At 37.9% G+C, this 22955-nt stretch carries 22 protein-coding genes and 1 pseudogene; 9 read left to right on the top strand and 14 right to left on the bottom strand.

Annotation, left to right across the window (positions count from 1 at the left end; all coding sequences use genetic code 11):
* Positions 1-4 precede the first annotated feature (4 nt).
* Both POD11_RS15085 and POD11_RS15080 read left to right on the top strand, forming a co-directional pair.
* Entirely contained in the window at positions 5-1792 is a 1788-nt protein-coding gene (locus POD11_RS15085; RefSeq protein WP_224991961.1) for an IlvD/Edd family dehydratase, read from the top strand.
* A 16-nt stretch (positions 1793-1808) separates the two neighbouring features.
* A complete protein-coding gene (locus POD11_RS15080) occupies positions 1809-3386 on the top strand; it encodes an aldehyde dehydrogenase (NADP(+)) (protein WP_262457743.1) in 1578 nt (525 codons plus the stop codon).
* A 76-nt stretch (positions 3387-3462) separates the two neighbouring features.
* Here the strand turns inward: POD11_RS15080 and POD11_RS15075 are convergent, their stop codons facing one another.
* Complete coding sequence (locus POD11_RS15075; protein WP_262457742.1) at positions 3463-4083, bottom strand: TetR/AcrR family transcriptional regulator; 621 nt, start codon at positions 4081-4083, stop codon at positions 3463-3465.
* A 165-nt stretch (positions 4084-4248) separates the two neighbouring features.
* Here POD11_RS15075 and POD11_RS15070 point away from each other — a divergent pair, with 165 nt between their 5' ends.
* Positions 4249-5826, top strand: coding sequence for an MFS transporter (locus POD11_RS15070; RefSeq protein ID WP_262457741.1), 1578 nt, complete (start codon positions 4249-4251; stop codon positions 5824-5826).
* On the top strand, positions 5823-6911 hold the full coding sequence (locus POD11_RS15065; RefSeq protein ID WP_262457740.1) for an HlyD family secretion protein: 1089 nt from the start codon (positions 5823-5825) through the stop codon (positions 6909-6911). Before POD11_RS15070 ends, POD11_RS15065 begins: the two co-directional genes overlap by 4 nt.
* 59 nt (positions 6912-6970) lie before the next feature.
* Here the strand turns inward: POD11_RS15065 and POD11_RS15060 are convergent, their stop codons facing one another.
* The 3 genes from POD11_RS15060 to POD11_RS15050 all read right to left on the bottom strand — a co-directional run bounded on the left by POD11_RS15060 (position 6971) and on the right by POD11_RS15050 (position 11525).
* Positions 6971-8362 (bottom strand): amino acid permease, encoded by a 1392-nt coding sequence (locus POD11_RS15060; RefSeq protein WP_262457738.1) that lies wholly within the window; start codon positions 8360-8362, stop codon positions 6971-6973.
* Positions 8363-8465: 103 nt separating this feature from the next.
* Positions 8466-10034, bottom strand: coding sequence for a CoA-acylating methylmalonate-semialdehyde dehydrogenase (locus POD11_RS15055; protein WP_262457736.1), 1569 nt, complete (start codon positions 10032-10034; stop codon positions 8466-8468).
* A 108-nt stretch (positions 10035-10142) separates the two neighbouring features.
* Positions 10143-11525 (bottom strand): aspartate aminotransferase family protein, encoded by a 1383-nt coding sequence (locus POD11_RS15050; RefSeq protein ID WP_262457735.1) that lies wholly within the window; start codon positions 11523-11525, stop codon positions 10143-10145.
* Between the two features lie 97 nt (positions 11526-11622).
* Here POD11_RS15050 and POD11_RS15045 point away from each other — a divergent pair.
* Positions 11623-12539 (top strand): annotated as a pseudogene (locus POD11_RS15045) (LysR family transcriptional regulator).
* A gap of 57 nt (positions 12540-12596) precedes the next feature.
* Here POD11_RS15045 and POD11_RS15040 read toward each other — a convergent pair.
* Positions 12597-12782: a hypothetical protein gene (locus POD11_RS15040; protein ID WP_016140932.1), complete on the bottom strand. Its 186-nt coding sequence runs from the start codon at positions 12780-12782 to the stop codon at positions 12597-12599.
* Between the two features lie 210 nt (positions 12783-12992).
* On the bottom strand, positions 12993-13724 hold the full coding sequence (locus POD11_RS15035) for a GntR family transcriptional regulator (RefSeq protein WP_262457732.1): 732 nt from the start codon (positions 13722-13724) through the stop codon (positions 12993-12995).
* Positions 13725-13835: 111 nt separating this feature from the next.
* On the opposite strand from POD11_RS15035, the gene POD11_RS15030 reads away from it, so the two are divergent.
* Genes POD11_RS15030 through POD11_RS15020 form a run of 3 tightly spaced genes read left to right on the top strand, consistent with a single transcriptional unit; the run spans position 13836 to position 17295 of the window.
* Entirely contained in the window at positions 13836-15125 is a 1290-nt protein-coding gene (locus POD11_RS15030; protein ID WP_262457731.1) for an SLC13 family permease, read from the top strand.
* Positions 15126-15132: 7 nt separating this feature from the next.
* The gene (locus tag POD11_RS15025) at positions 15133-15945 is read left to right on the top strand and encodes an amidohydrolase family protein (RefSeq protein ID WP_262457730.1); all 813 of its coding nucleotides are present in this window, start codon (positions 15133-15135) and stop codon (positions 15943-15945) included.
* A 9-nt stretch (positions 15946-15954) separates the two neighbouring features.
* A complete protein-coding gene (locus POD11_RS15020; RefSeq protein ID WP_262457729.1) occupies positions 15955-17295 on the top strand; it encodes an MFS transporter in 1341 nt (446 codons plus the stop codon).
* 82 nt (positions 17296-17377) lie between these two features.
* On the opposite strand, the gene POD11_RS15015 is transcribed toward POD11_RS15020, so the two are convergent.
* The 3 genes from POD11_RS15015 to POD11_RS15005 form a co-directional block, all read right to left on the bottom strand.
* Positions 17378-17761, bottom strand: a complete 384-nt coding sequence (locus POD11_RS15015; protein WP_262457728.1) for a hypothetical protein — start codon at positions 17759-17761, stop codon at positions 17378-17380.
* 38 nt (positions 17762-17799) lie between these two features.
* Positions 17800-18381, bottom strand: coding sequence for a hypothetical protein (locus POD11_RS15010; protein ID WP_239969331.1), 582 nt, complete (start codon positions 18379-18381; stop codon positions 17800-17802).
* A gap of 205 nt (positions 18382-18586) precedes the next feature.
* The gene (locus POD11_RS15005) at positions 18587-18916 is read right to left on the bottom strand and encodes a serine protease inhibitor (protein ID WP_239969333.1); all 330 of its coding nucleotides are present in this window, start codon (positions 18914-18916) and stop codon (positions 18587-18589) included.
* A gap of 281 nt (positions 18917-19197) precedes the next feature.
* On the opposite strand from POD11_RS15005, the gene POD11_RS15000 reads away from it, so the two are divergent.
* Positions 19198-19662, top strand: a complete 465-nt coding sequence (locus POD11_RS15000) for a DoxX family protein (protein ID WP_262457727.1) — start codon at positions 19198-19200, stop codon at positions 19660-19662.
* Positions 19663-19736: 74 nt separating this feature from the next.
* On the opposite strand, the gene POD11_RS14995 is transcribed toward POD11_RS15000, so the two are convergent.
* The 5 genes from POD11_RS14995 to POD11_RS14975 all read right to left on the bottom strand — a co-directional run bounded on the left by POD11_RS14995 (position 19737) and on the right by POD11_RS14975 (position 22916).
* A complete protein-coding gene (locus POD11_RS14995) occupies positions 19737-20180 on the bottom strand; it encodes a hypothetical protein (protein WP_262457726.1) in 444 nt (147 codons plus the stop codon).
* A 129-nt stretch (positions 20181-20309) separates the two neighbouring features.
* The gene (locus tag POD11_RS14990) at positions 20310-20450 is read right to left on the bottom strand and encodes a hypothetical protein (RefSeq protein WP_016140922.1); all 141 of its coding nucleotides are present in this window, start codon (positions 20448-20450) and stop codon (positions 20310-20312) included.
* A 151-nt stretch (positions 20451-20601) separates the two neighbouring features.
* Positions 20602-21081 (bottom strand): SMI1/KNR4 family protein, encoded by a 480-nt coding sequence (locus tag POD11_RS14985; protein ID WP_262457724.1) that lies wholly within the window; start codon positions 21079-21081, stop codon positions 20602-20604.
* A 66-nt stretch (positions 21082-21147) separates the two neighbouring features.
* Positions 21148-21654 (bottom strand): DUF2247 family protein, encoded by a 507-nt coding sequence (locus POD11_RS14980; protein WP_262457722.1) that lies wholly within the window; start codon positions 21652-21654, stop codon positions 21148-21150.
* Between the two features lie 224 nt (positions 21655-21878).
* Positions 21879-22916 carry a hypothetical protein gene (locus POD11_RS14975; protein ID WP_262457721.1) on the bottom strand — a complete coding sequence of 346 codons (1038 nt, stop codon included), beginning with the start codon at positions 22914-22916 and terminating at the stop codon, positions 21879-21881.
* Positions 22917-22955: the final 39 nt, after the last annotated feature.

The following is a 22955-nucleotide window of genomic DNA, read 5'->3' as shown; positions in this document are numbered from 1 at the left end:
AAAAATGAATGATCAAAATAAACGGATTTTTTTACGTAGCCAAGAATGGTTTGATGATCCTGAACATGCCGACATGACAGCACTCTATGTTGAGCGTTATATGAATTATGGCCTGACCCGTGCCGAGCTACAATCAGGTCGCCCGATTATTGGTATTGCACAAACTGGCAGTGATTTAACTCCATGTAACCGTCATCACAAAGAACTTGCTGAACGCGTTAAAGCAGGTATTCGAGATGCGGGCGGTATTCCCATGGAATTCCCCGTTCACCCGATTGCAGAACAAACCCGTCGCCCTACTGCTGCACTTGATAGAAATTTAGCTTACTTAGGCTTAGTTGAAATATTACATGGTTATCCGCTTGATGGTGTGGTGCTAACCACAGGTTGTGACAAAACTACACCTGCTTGTTTAATGGCTGCCGCAACAACAGATATACCAGCCATAGTGTTGTCTGGTGGACCAATGCTAGATGGTCATTTTAAAGGTGAGTTAATCGGTTCTGGTACTGTGCTTTGGCATGCGAGAAATTTACTTGCCACGGGTGAGATTGACTATGAAGGATTCATGGAAATGACCACTTCAGCATCGCCTTCGGTCGGGCATTGCAACACCATGGGCACTGCACTTTCTATGAATGCCTTGGCAGAAGCTTTAGGCATGTCTTTACCGACATGTGCAAGTATTCCAGCGCCGTATCGTGAACGTGGGCAAATGGCCTATATGACAGGCAAAAGAATTTGTGAAATGGTTTTAGAAGATTTACGCCCTTCTAAAATCATGAACAAACAATCATTTGAAAATGCCATCGCGGTAGCTTCAGCATTAGGGGCATCAAGTAATTGCCCTCCTCACCTCATTGCAATTGCCCGTCATATGGGGATTGAGCTGAGTTTAGAAGACTGGCAACGTGTTGGAGAAAGTATTCCGCTGATTGTGAACTGTATGCCGGCGGGCAAATATTTGGGTGAAGGTTTCCACCGTGCGGGTGGTGTTCCTGCTGTTTTGCATGAATTACAAAAAGCAGGTGTTTTACATGAAGACTGTGCATCAGTCAGCGGTAAAACAATTGGGGAAATTGCTAAAAATGCAAAAACCTCAAATGCAGATGTCATCTTCCCTTATGAACAACCATTGAAACATGGTGCAGGTTTTATCGTGCTTAGCGGCAATTTCTTTGACAGTGCCATTATGAAAATGTCTGTCGTCGGTGAAGCATTTAAGAAAACCTATTTATCTGACCCAAATAGTGAAAATAGCTTTGAAGCACGTGCAATTGTTTTTGAAGGCCCCGAAGACTACCATGCACGAATAAATGATCCTGCTTTAAACATTGATGAACATTGTATTTTGGTCATCCGTGGTGCTGGCACTGTTGGCTATCCGGGCAGCGCAGAAGTCGTCAATATGGCTCCTCCAGCGGAGTTAATTAAAAAAGGCATCGATTCACTGCCTTGCTTAGGAGATGGCCGTCAAAGCGGAACATCTGCTAGCCCTTCTATTTTAAATATGTCACCCGAAGCGGCGGTAGGCGGTGGAATTGCTTTATTAAAGACCAATGACCGTTTACGCATTGATCTCAATAAACGCTCCGTCAACGTACTCATTTCTGACGAAGAGTTAGAACAACGCCGCCGTGAATGGAAACCGACGGTCTCTGCCTCTCAAACACCTTGGCAAGAAATGTATCGCAACATGGTGGGGCAATTATCTACTGGCGGTTGTTTGGAACCTGCAACTTTATATATGCGAGTCATAAATCAAGACAACCTTCCAAGACACTCTCATTAATTTCAGGATATTTGTTATGACCATTATCGGACACAACTTTATTGGCGGTTCACGTAGCGCACAAAGTACAACTTTATTGAAAAGTGTGAATGCAACAACTGGTGAGGCTTTGCCTTATGAGTTTCACCATGCAACCGAACAGGAAATTAATCAGGCCTGTGAAGCAGCTAGCCAAGCCTTTAAAACTTACCGTCATACTTCACCTGAACAGCGTGCTACCTTTTTAGAAAACATTGCTGATGAACTCGATGCCTTGGGCACCGATTTTCTAGAGACTATTTCGCAAGAAACCGCTTTGCCACTTGCCCGTTTACAAGGTGAACGTGGCCGTACCAGTGGACAAATGCGTCTATTTGCTAAAGTGTTGCGTCGCGGCGACTTTTTAGGTGCCCGTATTGATACAGCTTTACCTGAGCGTCAGCCTTTACCTCGCCCAGACCTACGCCAGATTAAAATTGGTGTTGGCCCTGTGGCAGTCTTTGGGGCAAGTAACTTTCCGCTCGCTTTTTCAACTGCGGGTGGTGACACGGCTTCAGCTTTTGCTGCGGGTTGTTCTGTGGTAATAAAAGCGCATAGTGGTCACATGGCGACAGCAGACTTTGTAGCTCAGGCAATCGAACGTGCCGTAGAAAAATCAAATATGCCTAAAGGCGTATTTAACATGATCTATGGGAATGGTGTGGGTGAACCACTGGTGAAGCATCCTTTAATTCAGGCTGTAGGTTTTACTGGTTCTCTTCGCGGTGGCCGTGCTTTATGTGACATGGCTGCAGCCCGTCCACAGCCAATTCCAGTCTTTGCGGAAATGAGCAGTATTAACCCAATGCTGATGTTACCGGAAGCCTTGAAAAACCGTGGTGAAAAAATTGCACAGGACTTAGCCGACTCAGTTGTTTTAGGCTGTGGTCAGTTCTGTACCAATCCGGGTTTAATTTTAGGTATTAAATCAGCTGAATTTAGCCAGCTCATTAACAACCTAACCGAAATTATCGGTGGCAAACCTGCACAGACTATGCTGAATGCCGGAACCTTAAAAAGCTATACCGCTGGTCTTGAGCATTTAACCGAGCATCAAGGCATTGAACATTTGGCGGGCAATACTCAACAAGGCAATCAGGCACAGCCACAACTATTTAAAGCTGATGTTGAGCTATTACTTGCAGGTGACCAGCTTCTGCAAGAAGAAATCTTTGGGCCAGCGACAGTGGTGATTGAGGTTGGAGATAAAGCCCAGCTCCTTCAAGCCCTACAAAGCATGAATGGACAGCTGACAGCAACTTTAATTGCCGATGAAGCAGACTTAACTGAGTTTGCAGATGTGGTTCCTGTGCTAGAAGAAAAAGCAGGCCGTTTACTCATCAATGGTTATCCAACGGGTGTTGAGGTGTGTGATGCCATGGTGCACGGCGGGCCATACCCAGCAACCTCGGATGCAAGAGGTACCTCTGTTGGAACTTTGGCTATTGACCGTTATTTGCGCCCAGTGTGTTACCAGAACTACCCGCAAAGTTTATTGCCGGAAGCCTTAAAAGACAGCAACCCATTGCAGATTTTAAGATTGGTCAATGGGGAGATGACCAAAGAAGCCATCTAAAAATTAAAAAGAGACCACAAGTTGGTCTCTTTTTTACTTCTACATTTAAGGTTTTGTAGGGAGCAAATTCCCCAAATTAATCTAGTTTATAATTGATATTTTTTAAAAATAAATCGACCGCATATTTAACCCAAACACTAATTTCATCGGCTGATATTAAATACTCAGGATGAGTCAAACACTTTAGATGGGCATCACTTCTTAACAGTGATAAAAATATATTTGCTGCAACTTCCGAAGAAGATGTTAATTTAATTTCTCCTTGTTTCACAGACTTTTCAAGATAGCTCGCAATAATATTCGCCAGTCGTTGTGGACCCACTTCAAAGAATTTTTCAGATAACTCGGGAAATCTAACCGCTTCTGCAATACAAACTCTAAAAAAAGCCAATCCTGAATGTGACAATATAAAACAAAGATAAGTTTTTCCAATCTCGGTTAAAGCTGAGCGTAAGTTTTTAGCTTGTGTCTCGACTAAAATAATTTGCTCTTGCATGTTGGTACATTGACGTTCAATGACGGCAGCAAACATCGCTTCTTTATTTTTAAAACAACCATACATGGTTGCTTTGGAAACCCCTGCTTCCTTTTGAATCATGTCTGTGGTTGTACCACTAAAGCCGTGAATCAAAAAAAACTTTGTTGCTGCATCAAGAATTTTTTGATCTTTCTCATTCGTTTTAGTGCAATCAGACATACGAACCTACAAACATATTTAGCAATTTCATTCTTAGTGTAACTCATCGAAAAGTTCAAAATCGAGAATTGACGTAAATTTAATAAGATAGTACAGTACCGATCGGTACAGTTGAGCTCAATAACTGCTATTGCAGTAAGCTCATTTTAAAATTTAAGGTAAAAGATGAATATACGACCACTCATCGGTTTGGCAGGTGCAATATTCGCAGCAATGACTGTTGAATTTAACAACCGAATCACCAGCATTACCTTGGTCGATATTCGTGGCGCGATGGGAATTAGTGTCGACTCTGGTTATTGGGTCAGCAGTATTTACGCAAGTGCCATGATTATTGGCATGATCCTATCTACCAGTTGGGCCGTTATTTTTTCTATGCGCAGAGTTCTTCTTTTTGCGATAGGACTTTGCCTCTTCTCTAGCGTTTTAATTCCTTTTAGCCCCAACATCGAAATATTTTATGTATTGCGTGGCCTACAAGGGCTCGCCAATGGTTTAACCATTCCTTTACTCATGGCCTGTGCACTTAGATTTTTAGGACCTGACATTCGGCTATGGGGCCTCGCTTGCTATGCGTTAACTGCGACTTTTTTTCCGAACTTAAGTGCCGCACTCTCTGCCTTTTATTTAGATGTGATTGGCTGGAAAATGATATTTTTCCAAACCATTCCTTTTTGTGCGCTGAGCGCTGCTCTGGTTTATTTTGGTATTCCCCAAGACCCATTAAATTATTCAAGAATAAAAACTTACGATTGGACTGGTGCCATTTTAGCGATTATTAGCTTAGCAAGCCTGAGCACCATGTTATTGCATGGCAATCATTTAGACTGGTTCCATTCTCAATTAATTTGTGTATTGGCCTTAATTAGTGCAATTACTTTACCTTGGTTTTTTATACATGAATGGCGTTATCCGTCACCCTTAATTAAGCCGCAAATGCTCGAAATACGAAATTTTGCATATGCTGTTTTCGCTCTCTTTTGCTTTGTCATTATTGGTATGTCCACCAGCACATTGCCACTGAATTACCTCAGTGCTGTGCATGGCTATAAACCGACCCAGACCATGTGGATTGGCTTACAAATTGCGGCATTGCAATTTATCTATATTCCTATTGTGGTGAAGCTTTTAAATCAAGCTTGGGTGGATAGTCGCTATGTACACGGTTTTGGTTTACTTCTGGTCATTGCTGGTTGCCTAGGTGCAAGTCAACTTGATACCACATGGAATCAAGACCAATTTTATTTTTGGCATGCAATCTCATGTTTGGGGCAAACCTGTGTAGTGCTCTCACTCTTAATGATGGGTACAAACAGTGTTCACCCCACCATGGCAATTTATGCATCACCGATGATTAACACCCCGCGTGCGATTAGCGGTGTACTGGGTGTTTGTATTTTAGACTGGATCAATCGAGTACGCGGTGAATACCATTCAACACGGCTGATTGAAAATACCGCCCAACATGTTTTCCAAAATATTCAAGGTCCTGTTATTAATCCACTTACTCCACCAGTGCTCACTGCAAATGACGCAGATCGTGTTTCAGGTGGTTTATCTGCTCTAAATTCTGCGATTCAAGCGCAACAATCTGTTTTAGTCATCAGCGATCAATATCTTATCTTAGCTGGTCTTACCGCTATTTTATTCATTGTGATGTTGATTTTGCCAGTTCGAACTTATCCGCCACGTATTGCTCTCATTAAGTTAATGAATAGTCATAACTCAGGAAAATCTTTATGAGTACTCTCGAAGCCCAAGACACCACCCATACCGAACCGCCCAAGTTAACCAAGGTGCAATTTCTCAAAAAGCATTGGGTTATGGCTATTGCGTTTATTATTGTCTTAGCATCTATTTTATGGGTTTTAAAACTTATATTTTTACCCTCTTCGGTTGTTGAAACAGACGATGCACGTGTAGATGTAGAGTACTCAACTATTGCCCCTAAGGTATCTGGCAATATTGAGGAAATTTATATTAAAGATCATCAGACCGTAAAAAAAGGCCAACTTTTAGCAAGGATTGATGCGCGCGATTATCAAGCTGCTTTGGCTGAGGCTGAATCTAATTATGCTAAAGCACAAGCTGACGTGAGTGAAGCGATGCTCGCAGTTGATAGACAACCCACTATTATTCGAGAAACTGAAGCGCAGCTTAGAAAAGTAGAAGCTGGGATTAAACTCACAAAAGATAATACGGCGCGTTATGAGCAACTACAGGCACTTGGAGCTGAGTCTAGATTGATTACGCAACAGTCAAAAACTACATTGACTGAACAATATGCCGACTTAGACAGCAGTAAAGAAAAAGTGATTGATGCACAGTATCAGCTCAACCAATACAAGATTCAGGTACAAGCCAAACAAGCTGCTCTTAAACAAGCACAGGCGGCACTTGATAAAGCAAAACTGAATTTGAGTTATACAGAAGTTCGTGCGCCTATTGATGGCATGATTGGTCAAAAGTCAGCTAACGTAGGTAACTTTGTGAGCGCTGGTAATCCACTCATGGTGGTTGTTCCTTTAGATCAAGTTTATGTAGAAGCCAACTTCCGTGAAATTGAGTTAAAACAAATTAAGATCGGACAACCTGTTAATGTCTATGTAGATGCTTATAACGTTGAGCTAAAAGGTGTGGTAGATAGTTTTTCACCATCAACTGGTGCATTTTTCTCTCCAATCTCTGCAACCAATGCGACTGGTAATTTTACCAAGATTGTTCAGCGTCTTCCTTTACGAATCAAGCTTATTGAAAATCAAAAAGACGTTAAATTATTGCGTCCCGGCTTATCCGTTTTAGTCTCTATTGATACGGCTCAGAAATAGATCATTTAAATCTTGGGACATGCGAGAAAAAAGAGACCTTTTATGGTCTCTTTTTTAATTTAATCTAGATTCATGGCAACCGCTCTGGTTGCTTTACGCTTTCGCGTGACGAACAACCCACAAACAATCACAAGCGAAGTTACCCCTAAAGATAAAGTAGTTTCATAACTGTATGCTGGCGAGAAGAACATATAAGCCAATACACTTAGAATAATAATAATCACAAACCAAGTGAGCCATGGAAATAGCCACATTTTAAATGGAATTTCTGCTCCAGCAGCTTCCAGTTTATGTCGTAAACGCAGTTGAGAGAATGCAATGACTAAATACACAAGCAAAGCAATTGACCCAGTACTTGAGAGCAATAAACCAAATACTTTTCCCGGGAATACGTAATTGATAATACAACAAATCAAACCAATAAAAGTTGAAGAGAACACCGCAATTGCAGGTACACCTGCATAATTGACTTTAGTTACTGCTTGAGGGGCTTCACTACGGGTACCCAAACGGAATAACATTCGAGAAGATGTATAAATTGCGGCATTCATACAACTTGCCACAGCAATGAACACGACTGTATCAATGATGAGTTTAGTACCTGGTACGTTCAAACTCATTAAAACGTATTGGAATGTTCCGTATTTTTGTAGGTCTGGCGAACGCCAATCAATAAGTGAAACGGCAATAAACATTGAAACCACAAAGAAAAGAATAATACGGTACAACACGAGGTTCGTTGCCCGTCTAATTTTCTGTTTAGGGTTTGATGATTCTGCTGCTGCAATCGAGACAATTTCTACGCCAAAAAATGAGAATGCAGTAATTAAAATTGCCGATAAAATTCCTCCCATACCGTGTGGCATAAAACCGGCATTATTGTATAAATTGGCAACCCCACTTACATTTTTAGCTAATGGCCAAAAACCTGAAATTGCTAAAATACCAATAATAATGAAGCCAATAATGGCTACCACTTTGACTAAGGAAAACCAGAACTCAAACTCACCAAAACTTTTGGTACTAAAAAAATTAGCTAAGCTTAGAAATACAATAAAACAAAATGCGTAGATAGAAACAGAAATGTTCGGAAACCATGAATGTAAAATTTCAGCACCTGCAATAGCTTCTACCGGAATTGCGAGCACCCAAAACCACCAATACAACCAACCAATTGTGAAACCTGCCCACGGGCCAATCGCTTTACGGGCATAGGTAGAAAATGAACCAGTGTCCGGCTCTAAAACGGCCATTTCACCCAACATTCGCATCACCAGAAATACCATAATACTGGTAATTAAATAAGCGAGAATAACCGCTGGGCCTGCCTTGGCAATGGCAGAAGATGAACCGACAAATAAACCTGCGCCAATAACACCGCCAATACTAATCATTGTGATATGGCGATTTGAAAGTCCTTCGCCTAATTTTTTTGTTCTATCATTATTCATATTTCAATCCTTAAAAATATATCCATATAAAAATCTATTACATGTTTGAAAATCCTACGGTAATGAAAAAGGGAAAACTAATGTCTTCCCCTTATTGCAATAATTAATTTAGAGTTGGCATTGAAAATTGTTTTGCTTCACGGACTTGCGCAGATGGCCAGCGTTGCGTAATGGTTTTACGGCGTGTGTAAAAACGGACACCATCTGGACCATACGCATGTAAATCACCAAACAATGAACGTTTCCAACCACCAAAGCTATGGTAAGCAACAGGCACAGGTAAAGGAACATTAATACCCACCATACCGACTTGAATGTGACTGCTAAAATAGCGTGCTGCCTCACCGTCACGGGTATAAATACATGTCCCATTGCCATATTCATGGTCATTAATCAGTTGCATGGCTTCTTGCATAGTATTTACACGCATAACTTGCAGTACAGGTCCAAAAATCTCTTGTTGGTAACTGGTCATAGCTGGTGTGACTTGGTCAATTAAAGTTGGTCCAACAAAGAAACCTTTTTCGTAGCCTGCCGGTTTTGCATCACGGCCATCTACCACAATTTTTGCGCCTTGTTGTTCTGCACTTTGAATATAAGCCTGCACTTTGTCTTTATGTGCTTGGGTAATGAGTGGACCAAAGTCGTTGCTTGCATCTGCATAGTTGCCGAACTTCAATTTTTTCATTTCTTGAGTCAGCTTATCAATCACGACATCGGCAACTTCATCGCCAATAGCAACCGCAACCGAAAGTGCCATACAACGCTCGCCTGAAGAACCAAAAGCTGCGCCTAGCAATGAAGTTACTACGTTATCAATATCGGCATCCGGCATAATAATCGCGTGATTTTTCGCACCGCCTAATGCTTGGCAACGTTTGCCCGTTGAAGTCGCTGTACGGTAAATATATTCAGCAATTGGTGTTGAACCCACAAAGCTGACTGCTTGAATGCGCGGATGATGCAATAAGGCATCTACCGCTTCTTTATCCCCATTCACCACATTGAACACGCCGTCGGGTAAACCAGCCTGTTTTAATAGTTCTGCAAGGTATAAAACCACAGAAGGTGCCTTTTCAGAAGGTTTTAAAATAAAGCAGTTACCGCAAACCAGCGCCATTGGGAACATCCACAACGCCACCATGGCTGGGAAGTTAAATGGTGTAATACCAGTCACAACACCTAGTGGTTGGAACTCGCTCCATGAGTCGATATCAGGGCCGACATTTTTTGAATATTCCCCTTTTAAAAGCTCTGGTGCGCCGCAAGCATATTCAACGTTTTCAATACCGCGTTGAAGTTCACCTTGAGCATCATGAGAAATTTTACCGTGCTCTTGTCCAATCAAAGCACAAATCTTTTCGGCATTTTGTTCTAATAATTGTTTAAATTTAAACATGACACGTGCACGTTTAATGACAGGCGTATCTCGCCATGCAGGAAATGCTTGTTCGGCTGCCTGAACAGCTTCATTTACCGTCTGTGCATCTGCAATTTCGACTTCTTTACTAATTTCACCCGTCGCAGGATTGTAAACTGGCTGTTTTCTTGCCGTTTTAGATACAATTCTTCCTTGAATGAAATGCCCTAGCACTTTTTTGGCTTGTTCGCTATGCGTACTATTTTCAGTTGAAGCTTCGTCATAGCTAAAATTTTCTAGGCCATTTGTCATTGTTGTTACTCCTTACTACAATTGGTTTTCAGATCAATCTGTATTTTTGATTTGGTTTTTGAAGGGTATCCATTAAAATTATAGAGACCCGTAAAATGTCTATATGCCTTAATTCACTTGATAAAGCGCATCGCCCACGGCATTCATTAAGCGGTCAATATCAGCCTCAGTGCTGTTGAACATTGGCCCGAACTGAAGGGTGTCGCCTCCAAAGCGAACATAGAATCCTTCTTTCCAAAGTTTCATACCAAGCTCGAAGCCTCGGATTGTGGCATCGCCATCACGTGGGGCTAATTGCAAAGCACCGATCAAACCACAGTTACGAATATCTAAAATATGCGGTGCGCCTTTTAAGCCATGTAGCATTTTTTCAAAACTTGGTGCCAACGCTGCAGATTGAGCGAATAGGTTTTTCTTTTCTAAAACTTCAAGCGCAGCTAAAGCGGCTGCACAAGCAACAGGATGTGCCGAATAGGTATAGCCGTGGGTAAATTCAATGGCATGTTCCGGTAAGTCTTGCTGCATAAAAGCAGAGTAAATTTCATGGCTTGCCACCACGCCACCTAAAGGAATCGCACCATTGGTGACTTGTTTAGCAAAGTTCAAAATATCTGGCGTAACCCCAAAATATTCTGCCGCGGTCCACGTTCCTAAACGGCCAAAACCTGTAATTACCTCATCAAAAATTAATAAGATGTCATGCTGATCACAGATTTCTCTTAAACGCTGTAAGTAGCCAGTTGGCGGTGCAATACAACCTGCTGATCCGGAAATAGGTTCAATAATCACGGCGGCAATATTTGAAGCATCGTGTAGCTCAATTAACTTAAGCATTTCATTAGCAAGCTCTACCCCACCTGTTTCTGCACAGCCTTTGGTAAATGTTAAATTTGGCTGCAAGGTATGCGGCAAATGGTCTACATCCATCAGTTGACCAAACATTTTACGGTTGCCGCCAATACCACCTAGACTTGTTCCTGCAACATTTACACCATGATAGCCACGGGCACGACCAATCAATTTGGTTTTACTTGGTTTACCTTTGATACGCCAATATGCACGTGCCATTTTGATAGCGGTATCTGCCGACTCTGAACCTGAGTTGGTAAAGAAAACGTGTTGTAGTTTTTCAGGCATATGCTGAACAATTTTATCTGCCAGTTTAAAAGACAACGGATGGCCGAACTGAAAAGCTGGTGAGTAGTCGAGTTGACCTAACTGAGCACTTACCGCTTGCTGAATTTCAGGCAAGGTATGACCTGCACCACAAGTCCATAGTCCTGAAAGTGAGTCATAAATTTCTCGGCCGGAATCGTCAATCAGGTACGATCCTTTTGCGCCCACAATCATGCGCGGGTCTTTAGCAAAGTTACGATTTGCAGAGAAAGGCATCCAGTGTGCCTGATAATTTATATGAATATTATTATTGGCTTGAATCGCTTCCGAAGTATGCTCAGAGTCGCTGAATTTATCCGTATCAAACATAACCATTCCTGTTTATTTTCAAATTATGTTTTGAGTGTACATAGCGTGATAAGTTTGATAAATTCAAATTATCTTGAGTTTAGATTTAAAAAAACAAAACTAAATGAAACCGAAAAAATTAAATCAAGTTACTGATTTTGATATAAAACTTCTTAAAATTTTCAAAACAGTTTGTGACTGTCATAGCTTTACATCTGCTGAAAGCATTCTTGGTATTAGCCGCTCTGCAATTAGTTTGCATATGAGTGATTTAGAAAATCGTTTGGGTATTCGGCTATGCCAACGTGGTCGCGCTGGCTTTGCCCTCACCGATGAAGGACGGGAAATTTTAGAATATATCGAAGTACTCACAGCTTCTATCGAAGATTTTCGCTCAAAGTTAATCAAATGCACAACCGCCTTAAGGGCGAGTTTAATATTGGGATTATTAATAACCTTGTAACGATGCCAAGAGGCTATATCACCAACACGTTGACACAACTCGCCGAAGAACATTCTGAAGTAATTATTAACATTAGTATGAGTACTCTGTCAGATATTGAGTGCCGTGTGCTCGATAACCGTTTGCATGCAGGCGTTATTCCCCTTGTTACGCCTTTGTCCGGTTTGGACTATTTTGATTTATATAGTGAAAGTTCGTTTTTATATTGCGGCAAAAACCATCCCTTGTTTGGCAAATGTAGCAAGATGGATTTAGATGAATTAAAAAAATGGCAAGCTGTACTCCCTAATTATGCGATTACATCGGAAGCGGCAAAGTTGCACCAGCTTTTAGACTGTAAAGCGACTGCAAGTGACCGAGAAGGAATTGCGTTTCTAATTTTAACAGGAAAATTCTTAGGTTTTTTACCCGACCACTATGCAAAGAAATGGGTTGAAGATGGTTTTATGCAAGCTGTTTCAAAGGAAAAAATGCATTACAGCACCCCCATTTGCTTAATCACTCATAAAGGCAAAAACCATAATAATATTTTAAAAACTTTTATGGAGATGCTTGAGAAGCGGGTGCTTAACAGCTAAAAACTTCCCGAAGGAAGTTCTAAGAAAATCTAGTCATATATGCAATTATTTTAAGTTTTAGCAATTCCCTTTTTTTGCTTGTCCAGGAGGACAGAAACGGCCATGACTACCACCGTCATGATAACCACCATCAATCAAGCGACCATCTGGATCAATCACAACGCTTCCTTCACGTGTATGAACAGCACAAGCTGTTAAACTCAATCCACTTAATACAGTCAAAATCAATAAAATATTTTTCATAATTCACTCCCTTTTCTATTTAAAAATAGAATGGGCTGAAGCTTTTTACAACTAAGAATTTGTTATCAATACCTTATAAATACCAGCACAAAGTATAGGCATTCAAGGAATAGCCGATGCTCGATTTATGGGGTAATGACTCGCTTCCTAACGTTAGTGAACCAACTTTTGCAGCTTAATGAGGAAATCTCTATTAAGCTGCATAAAGAATTAATTAATTGTTATTTCATAATGAAAATTATCGGCTAGACCATAAGACTCACGGTATTCGACTGCTACACCTTCAAGATTCTTTGCAATGCGGCATACCTTAACTAAAGGATCTTCAAGATTATTATTTAGATAGCTGTCTTTAATATTTTTCTCAAAAGTTAACCGTTCTGTCGCAGAAGAAACAAACTGACCGCAGTGCTGATAATAAAATGGATAAAGCAAGTTACCAAAATCAGCGATTGGAATTTCTTCCAGGTTTTTAAATAAGCGTTCAGGCAGCCAGATTTTCTCGCTTAAAACAACGACTTCTTCATGTTTACGGACACGCTCGATATAAAGTAACTTTTCGGTAAGCCCAAGCCCCAGCTCGGCATTTACTTCCGATATTGCATCACACACTTCTACTTTTTTGATTTGGCCTTGAGGCTGAATGAATTCGCCTTTCTTATTGCGTAATCTAAAAAAACGAATGAGCGAATTTTCAAAATTAGGTTGTTTTAGGAAAGTTCCTTTTCCTTGCTGTTTAACTAATAAGCCGTCTTCAACCAGTCCTTCAACCGCCTTTCTAACGGTTCCTACCGATACGCTATACATTTGCGCAAGTTCTTGTTCACTTGGAATAGGCTCTTCAACTGTCCATTTTGACTGAATCAGTAGTTTTTGAAGTTCCCAACGGACCTTTTCATATCTTGGCAATTTAAAATTTTTAAATGCAGTCTCATCAAGCATTTGCGTTAAACATTCTGAAATCGATTTGACAATATTAGCATAGTTCTGTGTAATACAAAAAACCAAACATATATATGTTTAGATGTTTATATATTTATCAAGGAAGATAATATGACTGCATTGATGCTAATGGCTTTAGCCGTATCGATAGGTTTAGGTTATAAAACGAAAATTAATATCGGATTTTTTACGATAGCGTTTGCCTACCTGATTGGTTGCTTCGGCATGGGACTTAAACCGTCCGAAGTTATTGAATTATGGCCTGTCAAAATTTTCTTTATTATTTTATCCGTCACTCTGTTCTATAACTTTGCTTTGGCAAATGGCGCATTAGAAAAGCTCGCTAGTCATCTTTTATACAAGTGCCGTAAGTTTCCTCAGTTTTTACCTCTAGCAATTTTTTTCGCAGCAACCATTATTGCAGGCCTAGGCGCAGGTTTTTATACGGTACTTGCGTTTATGGCACCGATTACCCTGCTGCTGTGTAAAAAAACCAATATGAATATGATTATTGGTGGGATGGCTGCAAATTACGGCGCTTTAGCTGGCGCAAATTTTATGACATCACAAAGTGGCATTATTTTCCGAAGTTTAATGGAAAATACTGGCATTAGCTCACAAACAGCTTTTTCATATAGCAGTGGCATTTTTGTTTTAACTTTAATTATTCCAATTGCAGTGTTGGGCATTTATACCCTCTGGAATAGAAAAAGTAATTCAATTGTTATTGAAGATCAAAAGCCTGAGCCATTCGACAAAAAACAGAAACAATCTATCTTCCTTATTATTTTAATGATGTCGATTGTTTTAGTTTTTCCAATCTTGCACCTCTTATTTCCAGATGTAAAAACCATCAGCTTTTTAAACTCCAAAATTGATATTGCCTTCCTTGCCATTACCTTCTCGCTCATTAGTTTACTTATGAAACTTGCTGATGAGAAAAAGGTCATTGCACTTGTGCCGTGGGGAACACTGATCATGATTTGCGGTGTCGGTATGCTCATCGCATTAGGTGTGAAGCTTGGCATTATTACGACCCTATCTGAATGGTTAGCAAACAATGTTCCTGTGTGGGTCATTCCAGTATTGTTATGTCTCATCAGTGCCATTATGTCTGTATTTTCAAGCACTCTAGGCGTAGTTGCTCCTACCTTATTCCCAATTGTTCCAGCACTTGCACTTACCTCTGGGCTAAATCCGCTAGTGCTGTTTATTTGTATTGTGGTTGGCGCTCAGTCTACGGCGATTTCACCTTTCTCGTCTGGCGGTAGCCTCATTATGGCTTCAGCGCCAGCAGATATCGACAAAACCAAATTCTTTAATCAACTGTTATTTAAAGCAATTCCTGTAGGAGTCATTGCTGCTTTAATCGCTATTTTCGCTTTAAAATTTGTAATGTGAGATGGAAATGAACTGTATAGATACACATGCACATGTTTTTTCGACTCAGGACCATAGTATCGAAACAGCACGATACGCACCTGATTACGATGCAACTGTACAAAGTTTTGTCTCTCATCTTGATCAACACAATTTTACGCATGGCGTTTTAGTTCAACCCAGCTTTTTGGGTACAAATAACCAAGCGATGTTAAATGCAATTCAGCAATACCCTGACCGTTTAAAAGGAATCGCGGTTGTTCAACATACGACGACTTTTGATGAGCTATTGCAACTTAAAGAACAAGGCATCGTCGGTATTCGCTTAAATCTATTCGGTCTTAACCCACCTTCGCTAAATACGCCTGAATGGCAAAAGTTTTTACGAAATGTGGAAAGTCTCAACTGGCAAGTTGAATTGCACGCTCCACCAAAATATCTGGTCCAGCTTTTACCACAATTGGGTGACTATAGTTTTGATGTCGTGATTGACCATTTTGGCCGAGTTGACCCAGTTAAAGGGATTGAAGATCCAGATTATCAGAAGTTTCTAAGCTTATTTAATGTAAAACAGCATTGGATTAAAGTGTCCGGTTTCTACCGTTTAGGTACTACGCCTAACAACATAAATATAGCCCAGAAGGCATATAACATTTTCAAAGAAAAAGGTTTTTTACAAAAACTCATTTGGGGAAGCGATTGGCCGCATACCCAACATGAATCTTCAATAACTTATGAGGACGCATTTAAAACTTTTAAACAGATTGTGTTTGATAAACACGAGCAATGTTTAATTTTAAATCAGAACCCAACCGAGCTGTTTGATTTCTCACGTACATAAGGAGTATGTATGAAAAATGATATATCTATATCGGAAGTAGAAAAGTCAACGATCCGTAAACTTTCTTTTCGTATTCTTCCCTTTCTCATTCTTTGTTATTTTATCGCTTATATTGATCGGGTGAATATTGGATTCGCCGCTTTAACCATGAACCAAGAAATTGGTTTAACTGCTACCGCGTTTGGCTTTGGTGCGACATTATTCTTTATTGCCTACGTTATATTTGAAATTCCCAGCAACATGGCAATGGAAAAGCTGGGGGCACGTATCTGGATTGCCAGAATCATGATTACTTGGGGAATTGTGGGTTGCTGTACCGCCTTTATTACCGGCCCCATTTCTTATTCGATTTCAAGATTTTTACTCGGCGCTGCCGAAGCTGGTTTTTTCCCGGGCGTATTACTATATTTAACGCTCTGGTTCCCTAAACGATATATGGCACGAATTGTTGCCGTATTTATGGTTGCCATTCCTTTATCTAACTTTATTGGTTCGCCCTTATCTGCTTTATTGTTAGGTTTACATGGTTTACTGGGGTTAAGTGGATGGCAAGTGCTTTTAATTCTTGAAGCCTTACCCGCAATTCTTCTTGGTTTATTGTGTCTCGTATGGCTACCTAACAATGCAAATAATGTTAAATGGTTAACTAAAGAAGAAAAGGAATGGCTCTCAAACACTTTAACTTTTGAGAAAACCCAGTTGTTAAACTCTGAAAAACAAGACAGTGCTGAGCAGAAAAAGAGTAAGTTTAAGCTTCTTATTACCAATAAATATTTATGGTTCTTCGCAATTATTTATGCAGGAAGCTCAGCAACCAGCAATATTTTATCGTTATGGATGCCTCAAATTTTAAAAGCCTTCCATCTGACTGCCATGGAAACAGGTCTCTTAAATATGATTCCTTTTGGCTTAGCTGCAGTTTTCATGATTGTTTGGGGCGTACATGCCGATAAAAGTGGCAATAAGAGCTTAAATACAGCGATTCCCTTATTTGTAACCAGTTTTGGTTTACTCCTTACTATTTTTACATCGTCTTTAACTTTGAGCTTAGTTTTATTCTCTATCGTTTTGATGGGTAACTACGCAATCAAAGGGCCTTTCTGGGCGTTAGTTTCTGAACGCTTACCACCGACTCTGGTTGCTGTAGGCATTGCAGCGGTCAACACCATTGCACATATTGGTACGGGCCTCATGAACTCTATTATGGGCATTGTGAAAGATTATTCGGGTAGCTTCCCTATTTCTCTTTTACCGTTATGTATGCTGACATTTACGGGTGCCATGATTGCGTTGTATTTAGGAAGAAAACCGTCGTTACCAAAAGCACAGAAGGTTCAAAAAGCAGTTTAGGTTTTAGAAATAAAAGATTTAATCAAAAGAGACCATTAATGGTCTCTTTTGATTTATAACAAATCTTAAAGACTAAGATGTATCAATGTTTTCCTATTCTTATACGAAAACTATGAGGACTTACATCCGTAATTTTAATCGTATATAGATATTTAAGCTGTTCTTGATCTTTTCTCATATCAATTTCAACTATTCCATCAGCTTTTTCCCCAGTTATATCAATCTTATAAGAGGAAGCTGGTCGCTTAGGGCTAGAATAATGGTCCGATCCAAAACTACGAATACTATAACTTTTAATTTCTCCAAATTTCTCACTTATCGTTTTATCGGTATATATTACTGATTCAACTCTTTGAATATTTCCCTTATTGTTAATAATGAAATATGCCCCACCAAAAATAAGAAAAATTACAATTAATAAAGCGATGTTTCGTTTTTTCTTAAAATCTTTAAATTCTATAAACATATTATTTTATCGTTACTTAGAAGAATCAATTATACAAACTATAATGGCTTAATAGACCAACTAACAAATTTAATTTCTATTGGTAGATTTGGATTATTCCAAAGAGATTGTATTTCATCAACCTTCTTTAAATTTTCAACAGTGCTTTTTCCTTTAACTTCAACAACTATATTCCCATTTTTTTCATTGTAGCTAACTATTTGAATGGTATAAAAATAATTTTTTACAAGCTTTAGTGCTTTATTTATCTGACTTATAGCCTCTTCTCTACTTTCTTTAGCCCCGTATTGAATATCAATAGGCAGATCACCTTTAGAAATTGCGTTTCCTACTACTATATTTCTCTTTTCATTCTGGCCATAACCTTTGACTCTGACCACAATTTTATATGTAGGCAAGTTTTCAATATAAATACCAGCGATACGTCCTTTAAATTCTTCTTCAATAGCATCTAAGGCAGAGTCTCGGTTAGCTTCTAAAAATAATGCTTTATTTGCTTCTGCTGTGTTAACCCCATGCAATAAAGAATAACTACGGATGCCCTGCTCAATTCCTTCATTTGATGCAGCAAATGTACAAGATGATGAAATTAAAATTGTTAGCGCTAATATTTTTTTCATTTTTACCTTCTGGTCAAAAATAAGACTTAAATATAGCGATATATTGTTTATATAAAAACCAACTAAAATTGAGGCGAAAAACAAATCCCCTAAAGATTTCCCTTAATATTTTATAAGTAAATATAATATTTTTAAGGAAAAGCTTGGAAATTACAATTTCTAAAACAAAAAATTATAATCCGTTATTTTTTGTTTATTTACTAAGTTAACCACACATACTAGCAACTATTCTTTTAGTTTTTGGATCGATAACGATAGTGACTCTGTCTGGGCGAAATTCTTCTGTAACTGGCTCCCCAACATAAGCACTTCGATAAACTCTCGCATTAGTTATCGATAGTACCTGTTTTTCTGCTAAGTCAGTTTTACCTATGAGATTCTTAGCTTTAACTGGGTCGCAATCAAACGACGGATCCCATTCTTTACTTGTGCTAAGTACTGGAGGCTGAGCTTCTTTCTCTAGTGGCTGTTCTTGAGCTTGATTAGTAGTTTCACCGTTTAATACATTATTTGAACAAGCTGAAAGCAGGCTCATCATTAAACCTAAAAAAATATGTATTTTCATATTTTAAAAATATTAATTATCTGTTTGAAACGAATATATCATAAATTATAAAGATAAGCCTTGCCCATAACCCATATAGAATAAGGCTTACCGCATTGTAACCGTATATTAATTTCCAAAATAAAATCAGTTACTTGCTTTATATATAAAAAGTTAAAAGACAAATTGCATACATCACAAAACTTGCTAAAGCTTGAATAGTTAATCCATATTTTAAATTCTTATTTTCATTTCTTCCTACTAATCTAGTTATGTTACGAATATTCTTTCAAAATCCTCTCTACTCCTCAAAGTTTAATAATTTCTCTCTAACTCTAATAAGAATATCGATTGGGCTATTCTTTTTAACGACTGGCTATAACAAGCTCTTTGTAGAAAAGAATCAACAAATTATGTTGGATACCATAATTCATGCAGGAATACCATTTCCGGAATTTATGGCTGTCTTTGTATCTCTTTTTGAGTTTGTACTGGGACTTCTGCTCACTATCGGGCTTTTTACTCAACTTTCTTGTGTGATCTTAATCTTTATTTGTTTTATTGCATTCATCACAGTAGGCATCTATACAATTCCATCAGGGCTAGACTTAATAACTTGGACAAGTTGGTTCTTTTATATTCATGATCTGCTTTACATATTTATCCTAACTTTTATTCTTTCCAAAAAGCCTGATCCTTTAACTTTTGATAATTTATTATTTAAAAAGTATATGTAAATTAAAAGCCCCACCCATACTCGATATTTAGTGGGACTTTCTGTAGCAAAACATGTTCGACTAATTTAGATATTTCAGTACTGATATTTATAATTAAGATAAAGAAAATAGAGAACGTACAATACTCCCGCGACAAAGAGAGTAAGTAAGAATGAAACTAAACATATGATTTTCATTTCAAATGATATATTCGCTTTAATTCCTGTCTCTTGCTCTCTCCTTTTTATAGAAAGATAACCTTTCATATTCCAAAAAGTGAAAAATATAATCGTAATAATTATGAGACAAAGCAAAAGATAGTATTCTGATGTGAAAGGATTATTGATAGCGTCATTGCATTTTTGCTTTTCTATTATTTCTGCTTGAGTTAATTCAGTTTTCACTGAAACACCCCATTTCTGACTATCAGGTAGAAAATACTTATATTCACAATAATCTATAAATTTTTCTTTCTGATCACGTCCATCTCCTTTAGTTCCAGAAGATGATGTGTGATTAAGTCTTACTGTAGTTGTCATTTGCCATTTTTATTTAAAAATTCGATGCAATTATAAATACCGACTAACTCGAAACGCAATAAACACTACTCCAATAAAAAAAGCCCATCTTCCGATGAGCTTCTTATTTAATTAACATTATTAAATGCATTAGACTTTAAAGTCTGCTAATACAAAGTTTTTTACTATTTCATCAAAATTTGATTTTCTGAGAGTTAGCTTGCTATTTTTTATAGTTTTATACCAATAACTTGCTGCAACTCCCATGCTAACCAAAGCTAACAATTTCATTGCTCACCTCACTTATTGGGAAGAGTGAAACTTAAAGTATCATTCGCGTTTGTAGCGTTCCAACTCGTTTTAGGGAGGTTTCTGTATATTTTTTAAGCAATGTGTAATAACAAAACATGCATCTTTGTGATGCTTTTTCAAATAATAATAATCAGTATTCAATAAATTCATGTAATGAATTTATAAAGTGTACAAAGTTATCTGCTAGGTACAGAACCTTTCTTTTTCCCTCATTCATTCCAAAATTATAGAAGTCGTCATGTAAAACAAGCACGATCTTTGGTTGATCTTTTATCCAAGGAAATCTGTAATCAAAACAAATAAAATTTCCACCAGGTGTAGATCCAAATCCTATTAATTTTCCTTCATAATCATCAGCACCTTCGGGAAATTGCATCCCTTCTATTCGAGGTTCATGCAAATATCCCCCTAACTCTACTGTACTGATATTTAGCTCACCATCAGTGTCAACATAATCAAAGTTAGAAATTTCAGGATAAATTCCATCATGTTGAGAAATAAGTTCAACATATTCTGGTGGAAATGTAATTTCTAAAGTAGCTGCAAAATTTTCAATAATTTCTTTATTAATTGCGCCATTTGGATACTGATCCCCAATATCTTGTAGCATTTGATGGTTCTCCACTATTTAAAAAATTTGTCTAATATTCTTAAGTGTCATAAATCATACAGTGCTTTATTTGTACTTTAGAGCACTCTTTTGTAAGTAATTTTCCCAATTCTTCATTAAGCGATTAATATTTTCTGCATAAGAGTACAATGAGGGATCGTATCCATCCGTAGGAGGCATATATTTAATAAAACTATCCATTTCGGCTGGACAATCAAAATCTGTATAAATACTTTCCACCTCATCTAATGGATCTTCAAAGTTTTCTTGATTAATCCAGAGCCAACTAAGAATTACATATAACCATTTTTGACTGATGTGCTCATATTCATCTTCTTTAAATTTAGGACATAGTTCATTAATAAAAGGAGTGATGTCATTTGATTCACTCGGGTTAAGGAATGACAATTCAAGTTCAGCGTTAGTATAGTTTTCCGTTAATAAACTATTCTCTGCTTTTTTTATTGGTAATTCTGAAGTGAGAAAATTATTTTCATAGCCCCATTTGATATCACACCATGAAAGTGTCACCTTTTCATTAATAAAATCAGTAGGTATCGGATATAAATTCATGTCATTGTGCCTCTGGGATCATAAAAATCATTAATTCGACTATTCCCAGAATACTTATTAATTTGATCTTCAAAAATAATTTTTAAGAAAAAACAATATAATTTTAATATTTTAAAAGCTTACTCTTTCAAGTAAGCTTTATCTTTACAAGTCTTCTACTGATGAATAATGATCAAAATAATTCAAAAAATTACTAGTCTTGATCAAAATTAAATAATCTGAATCTAGTTCACTAAAGTCTGATTAATCAATGATTCAATTTTTTGAGAAGCAACAGAATTATAGTAAGTGCATTCATTCTTTGCTTCTGCAATCGCACTTTGGAATGAAATTACATCATCATTATTATTAAATGAATTAAGTGATTTTTCATAACCGGCAACAATACTATCAATTGAAGTATTAGGATTCTTTTGCCAATAACCTGAAGCTAATTTATTGTCTATATTCATATAAACTGAAATCGTATAATACTTTGGATCATTCGCCTCAGTATTTAAATAAGCCCACTGTATATTGCCCCATTTTCCAGTAACAGCATTCCCTCCTGCTAAAGAAACATAATCTGAAAAATTATTAACACTAACACCATTAATATAAGCCAAACTTTCTGTATTAGTAATTACATAATAAGGTACTGAATAATTTGTTCTTTCAACCTGAAAACATTTCGCGCCTGCAGGAAATATATTTTTCTTGGTTAAAGCTAAAAAATCTTTAAATTGATCACCAATAGGTTCTGGATGAAAAAATACGCTTGTAGGAATTTTCTCTGCAAGGAGATTCCAATATACGGCAGTTCTGTCACTTATTCTGACATTCGTTAAATCAATCCAGCGCCCTTTCTCTTCAACGACAATATTTTTTAGACCATCTTTGTTATAAGGCGTTTTTCTAAGAGTAGTTCCATCTTGTGAAGTAGATCTCAAAATATAACGTCTATAACCCAATGGGTACTTCGTCTCATCTGGTTTATAAAGGCCATCTGTGCTTAACATTAAGCGTCCAATATCTGGTTCTGTACCTTTATCTAACTTAGAATAATCAGCATACCAAATATTTCCATTTCTTGAATTCTTTGTAATCTCAACAAATGTTGTATCAAACTGAATAGATCCCCATTTGTAAGAAGTAGTATTATCAAACTCTGTACTAAGAATTTCATCTTTTGTTGTGGCAACAGTATCATTACTGCCACCACCACCACAGCCCACTATAAGACCTGAAAGTAGAAAAAGAAAAATAGTTTTATTAAGTGTCATCAAATTTACTCTTTTTTATTGACTGGTATAAAATACTTT

This window comes from Acinetobacter sp. P1(2023), from assembly GCF_028367635.1.
Lineage (GTDB): Bacteria > Pseudomonadota > Gammaproteobacteria > Pseudomonadales > Moraxellaceae > Acinetobacter > Acinetobacter pittii_E.
The sequence above is the reverse complement of the archived record's forward strand: the minus strand, read 5'-3'. Positions and strand labels throughout refer to the sequence as shown.

Coding starts and splice junctions, on each gene's coding strand:
- POD11_RS15085 (WP_224991961.1), top strand. CDS start 5: ATGAATGATCAAAATAAACGGATTTTTTTACGTAGCCAAGAATGGTTT.
- POD11_RS15080 (WP_262457743.1), top strand. CDS start 1,809: ATGACCATTATCGGACACAACTTTATTGGCGGTTCACGTAGCGCACAA.
- POD11_RS15075 (WP_262457742.1), bottom strand. CDS start 4,083: ATGTCTGATTGCACTAAAACGAATGAGAAAGATCAAAAAATTCTTGAT.
- POD11_RS15070 (WP_262457741.1), top strand. CDS start 4,249: ATGAATATACGACCACTCATCGGTTTGGCAGGTGCAATATTCGCAGCA.
- POD11_RS15065 (WP_262457740.1), top strand. CDS start 5,823: ATGAGTACTCTCGAAGCCCAAGACACCACCCATACCGAACCGCCCAAG.
- POD11_RS15060 (WP_262457738.1), bottom strand. CDS start 8,362: ATGAATAATGATAGAACAAAAAAATTAGGCGAAGGACTTTCAAATCGC.
- POD11_RS15055 (WP_262457736.1), bottom strand. CDS start 10,034: ATGACAAATGGCCTAGAAAATTTTAGCTATGACGAAGCTTCAACTGAA.
- POD11_RS15050 (WP_262457735.1), bottom strand. CDS start 11,525: ATGGTTATGTTTGATACGGATAAATTCAGCGACTCTGAGCATACTTCG.
- POD11_RS15040 (WP_016140932.1), bottom strand. CDS start 12,782: ATGAAAAATATTTTATTGATTTTGACTGTATTAAGTGGATTGAGTTTA.
- POD11_RS15035 (WP_262457732.1), bottom strand. CDS start 13,724: ATGCTTGATGAGACTGCATTTAAAAATTTTAAATTGCCAAGATATGAA.
- POD11_RS15030 (WP_262457731.1), top strand. CDS start 13,836: ATGACTGCATTGATGCTAATGGCTTTAGCCGTATCGATAGGTTTAGGT.
- POD11_RS15025 (WP_262457730.1), top strand. CDS start 15,133: ATGAACTGTATAGATACACATGCACATGTTTTTTCGACTCAGGACCAT.
- POD11_RS15020 (WP_262457729.1), top strand. CDS start 15,955: ATGAAAAATGATATATCTATATCGGAAGTAGAAAAGTCAACGATCCGT.
- POD11_RS15015 (WP_262457728.1), bottom strand. CDS start 17,761: ATGTTTATAGAATTTAAAGATTTTAAGAAAAAACGAAACATCGCTTTA.
- POD11_RS15010 (WP_239969331.1), bottom strand. CDS start 18,381: ATGAAAAAAATATTAGCGCTAACAATTTTAATTTCATCATCTTGTACA.
- POD11_RS15005 (WP_239969333.1), bottom strand. CDS start 18,916: ATGAGCCTGCTTTCAGCTTGTTCAAATAATGTATTAAACGGTGAAACT.
- POD11_RS15000 (WP_262457727.1), top strand. CDS start 19,198: ATGTTACGAATATTCTTTCAAAATCCTCTCTACTCCTCAAAGTTTAAT.
- POD11_RS14995 (WP_262457726.1), bottom strand. CDS start 20,180: ATGACAACTACAGTAAGACTTAATCACACATCATCTTCTGGAACTAAA.
- POD11_RS14990 (WP_016140922.1), bottom strand. CDS start 20,450: ATGAAATTGTTAGCTTTGGTTAGCATGGGAGTTGCAGCAAGTTATTGG.
- POD11_RS14985 (WP_262457724.1), bottom strand. CDS start 21,081: ATGCTACAAGATATTGGGGATCAGTATCCAAATGGCGCAATTAATAAA.
- POD11_RS14980 (WP_262457722.1), bottom strand. CDS start 21,654: ATGAATTTATATCCGATACCTACTGATTTTATTAATGAAAAGGTGACA.
- POD11_RS14975 (WP_262457721.1), bottom strand. CDS start 22,916: ATGACACTTAATAAAACTATTTTTCTTTTTCTACTTTCAGGTCTTATA.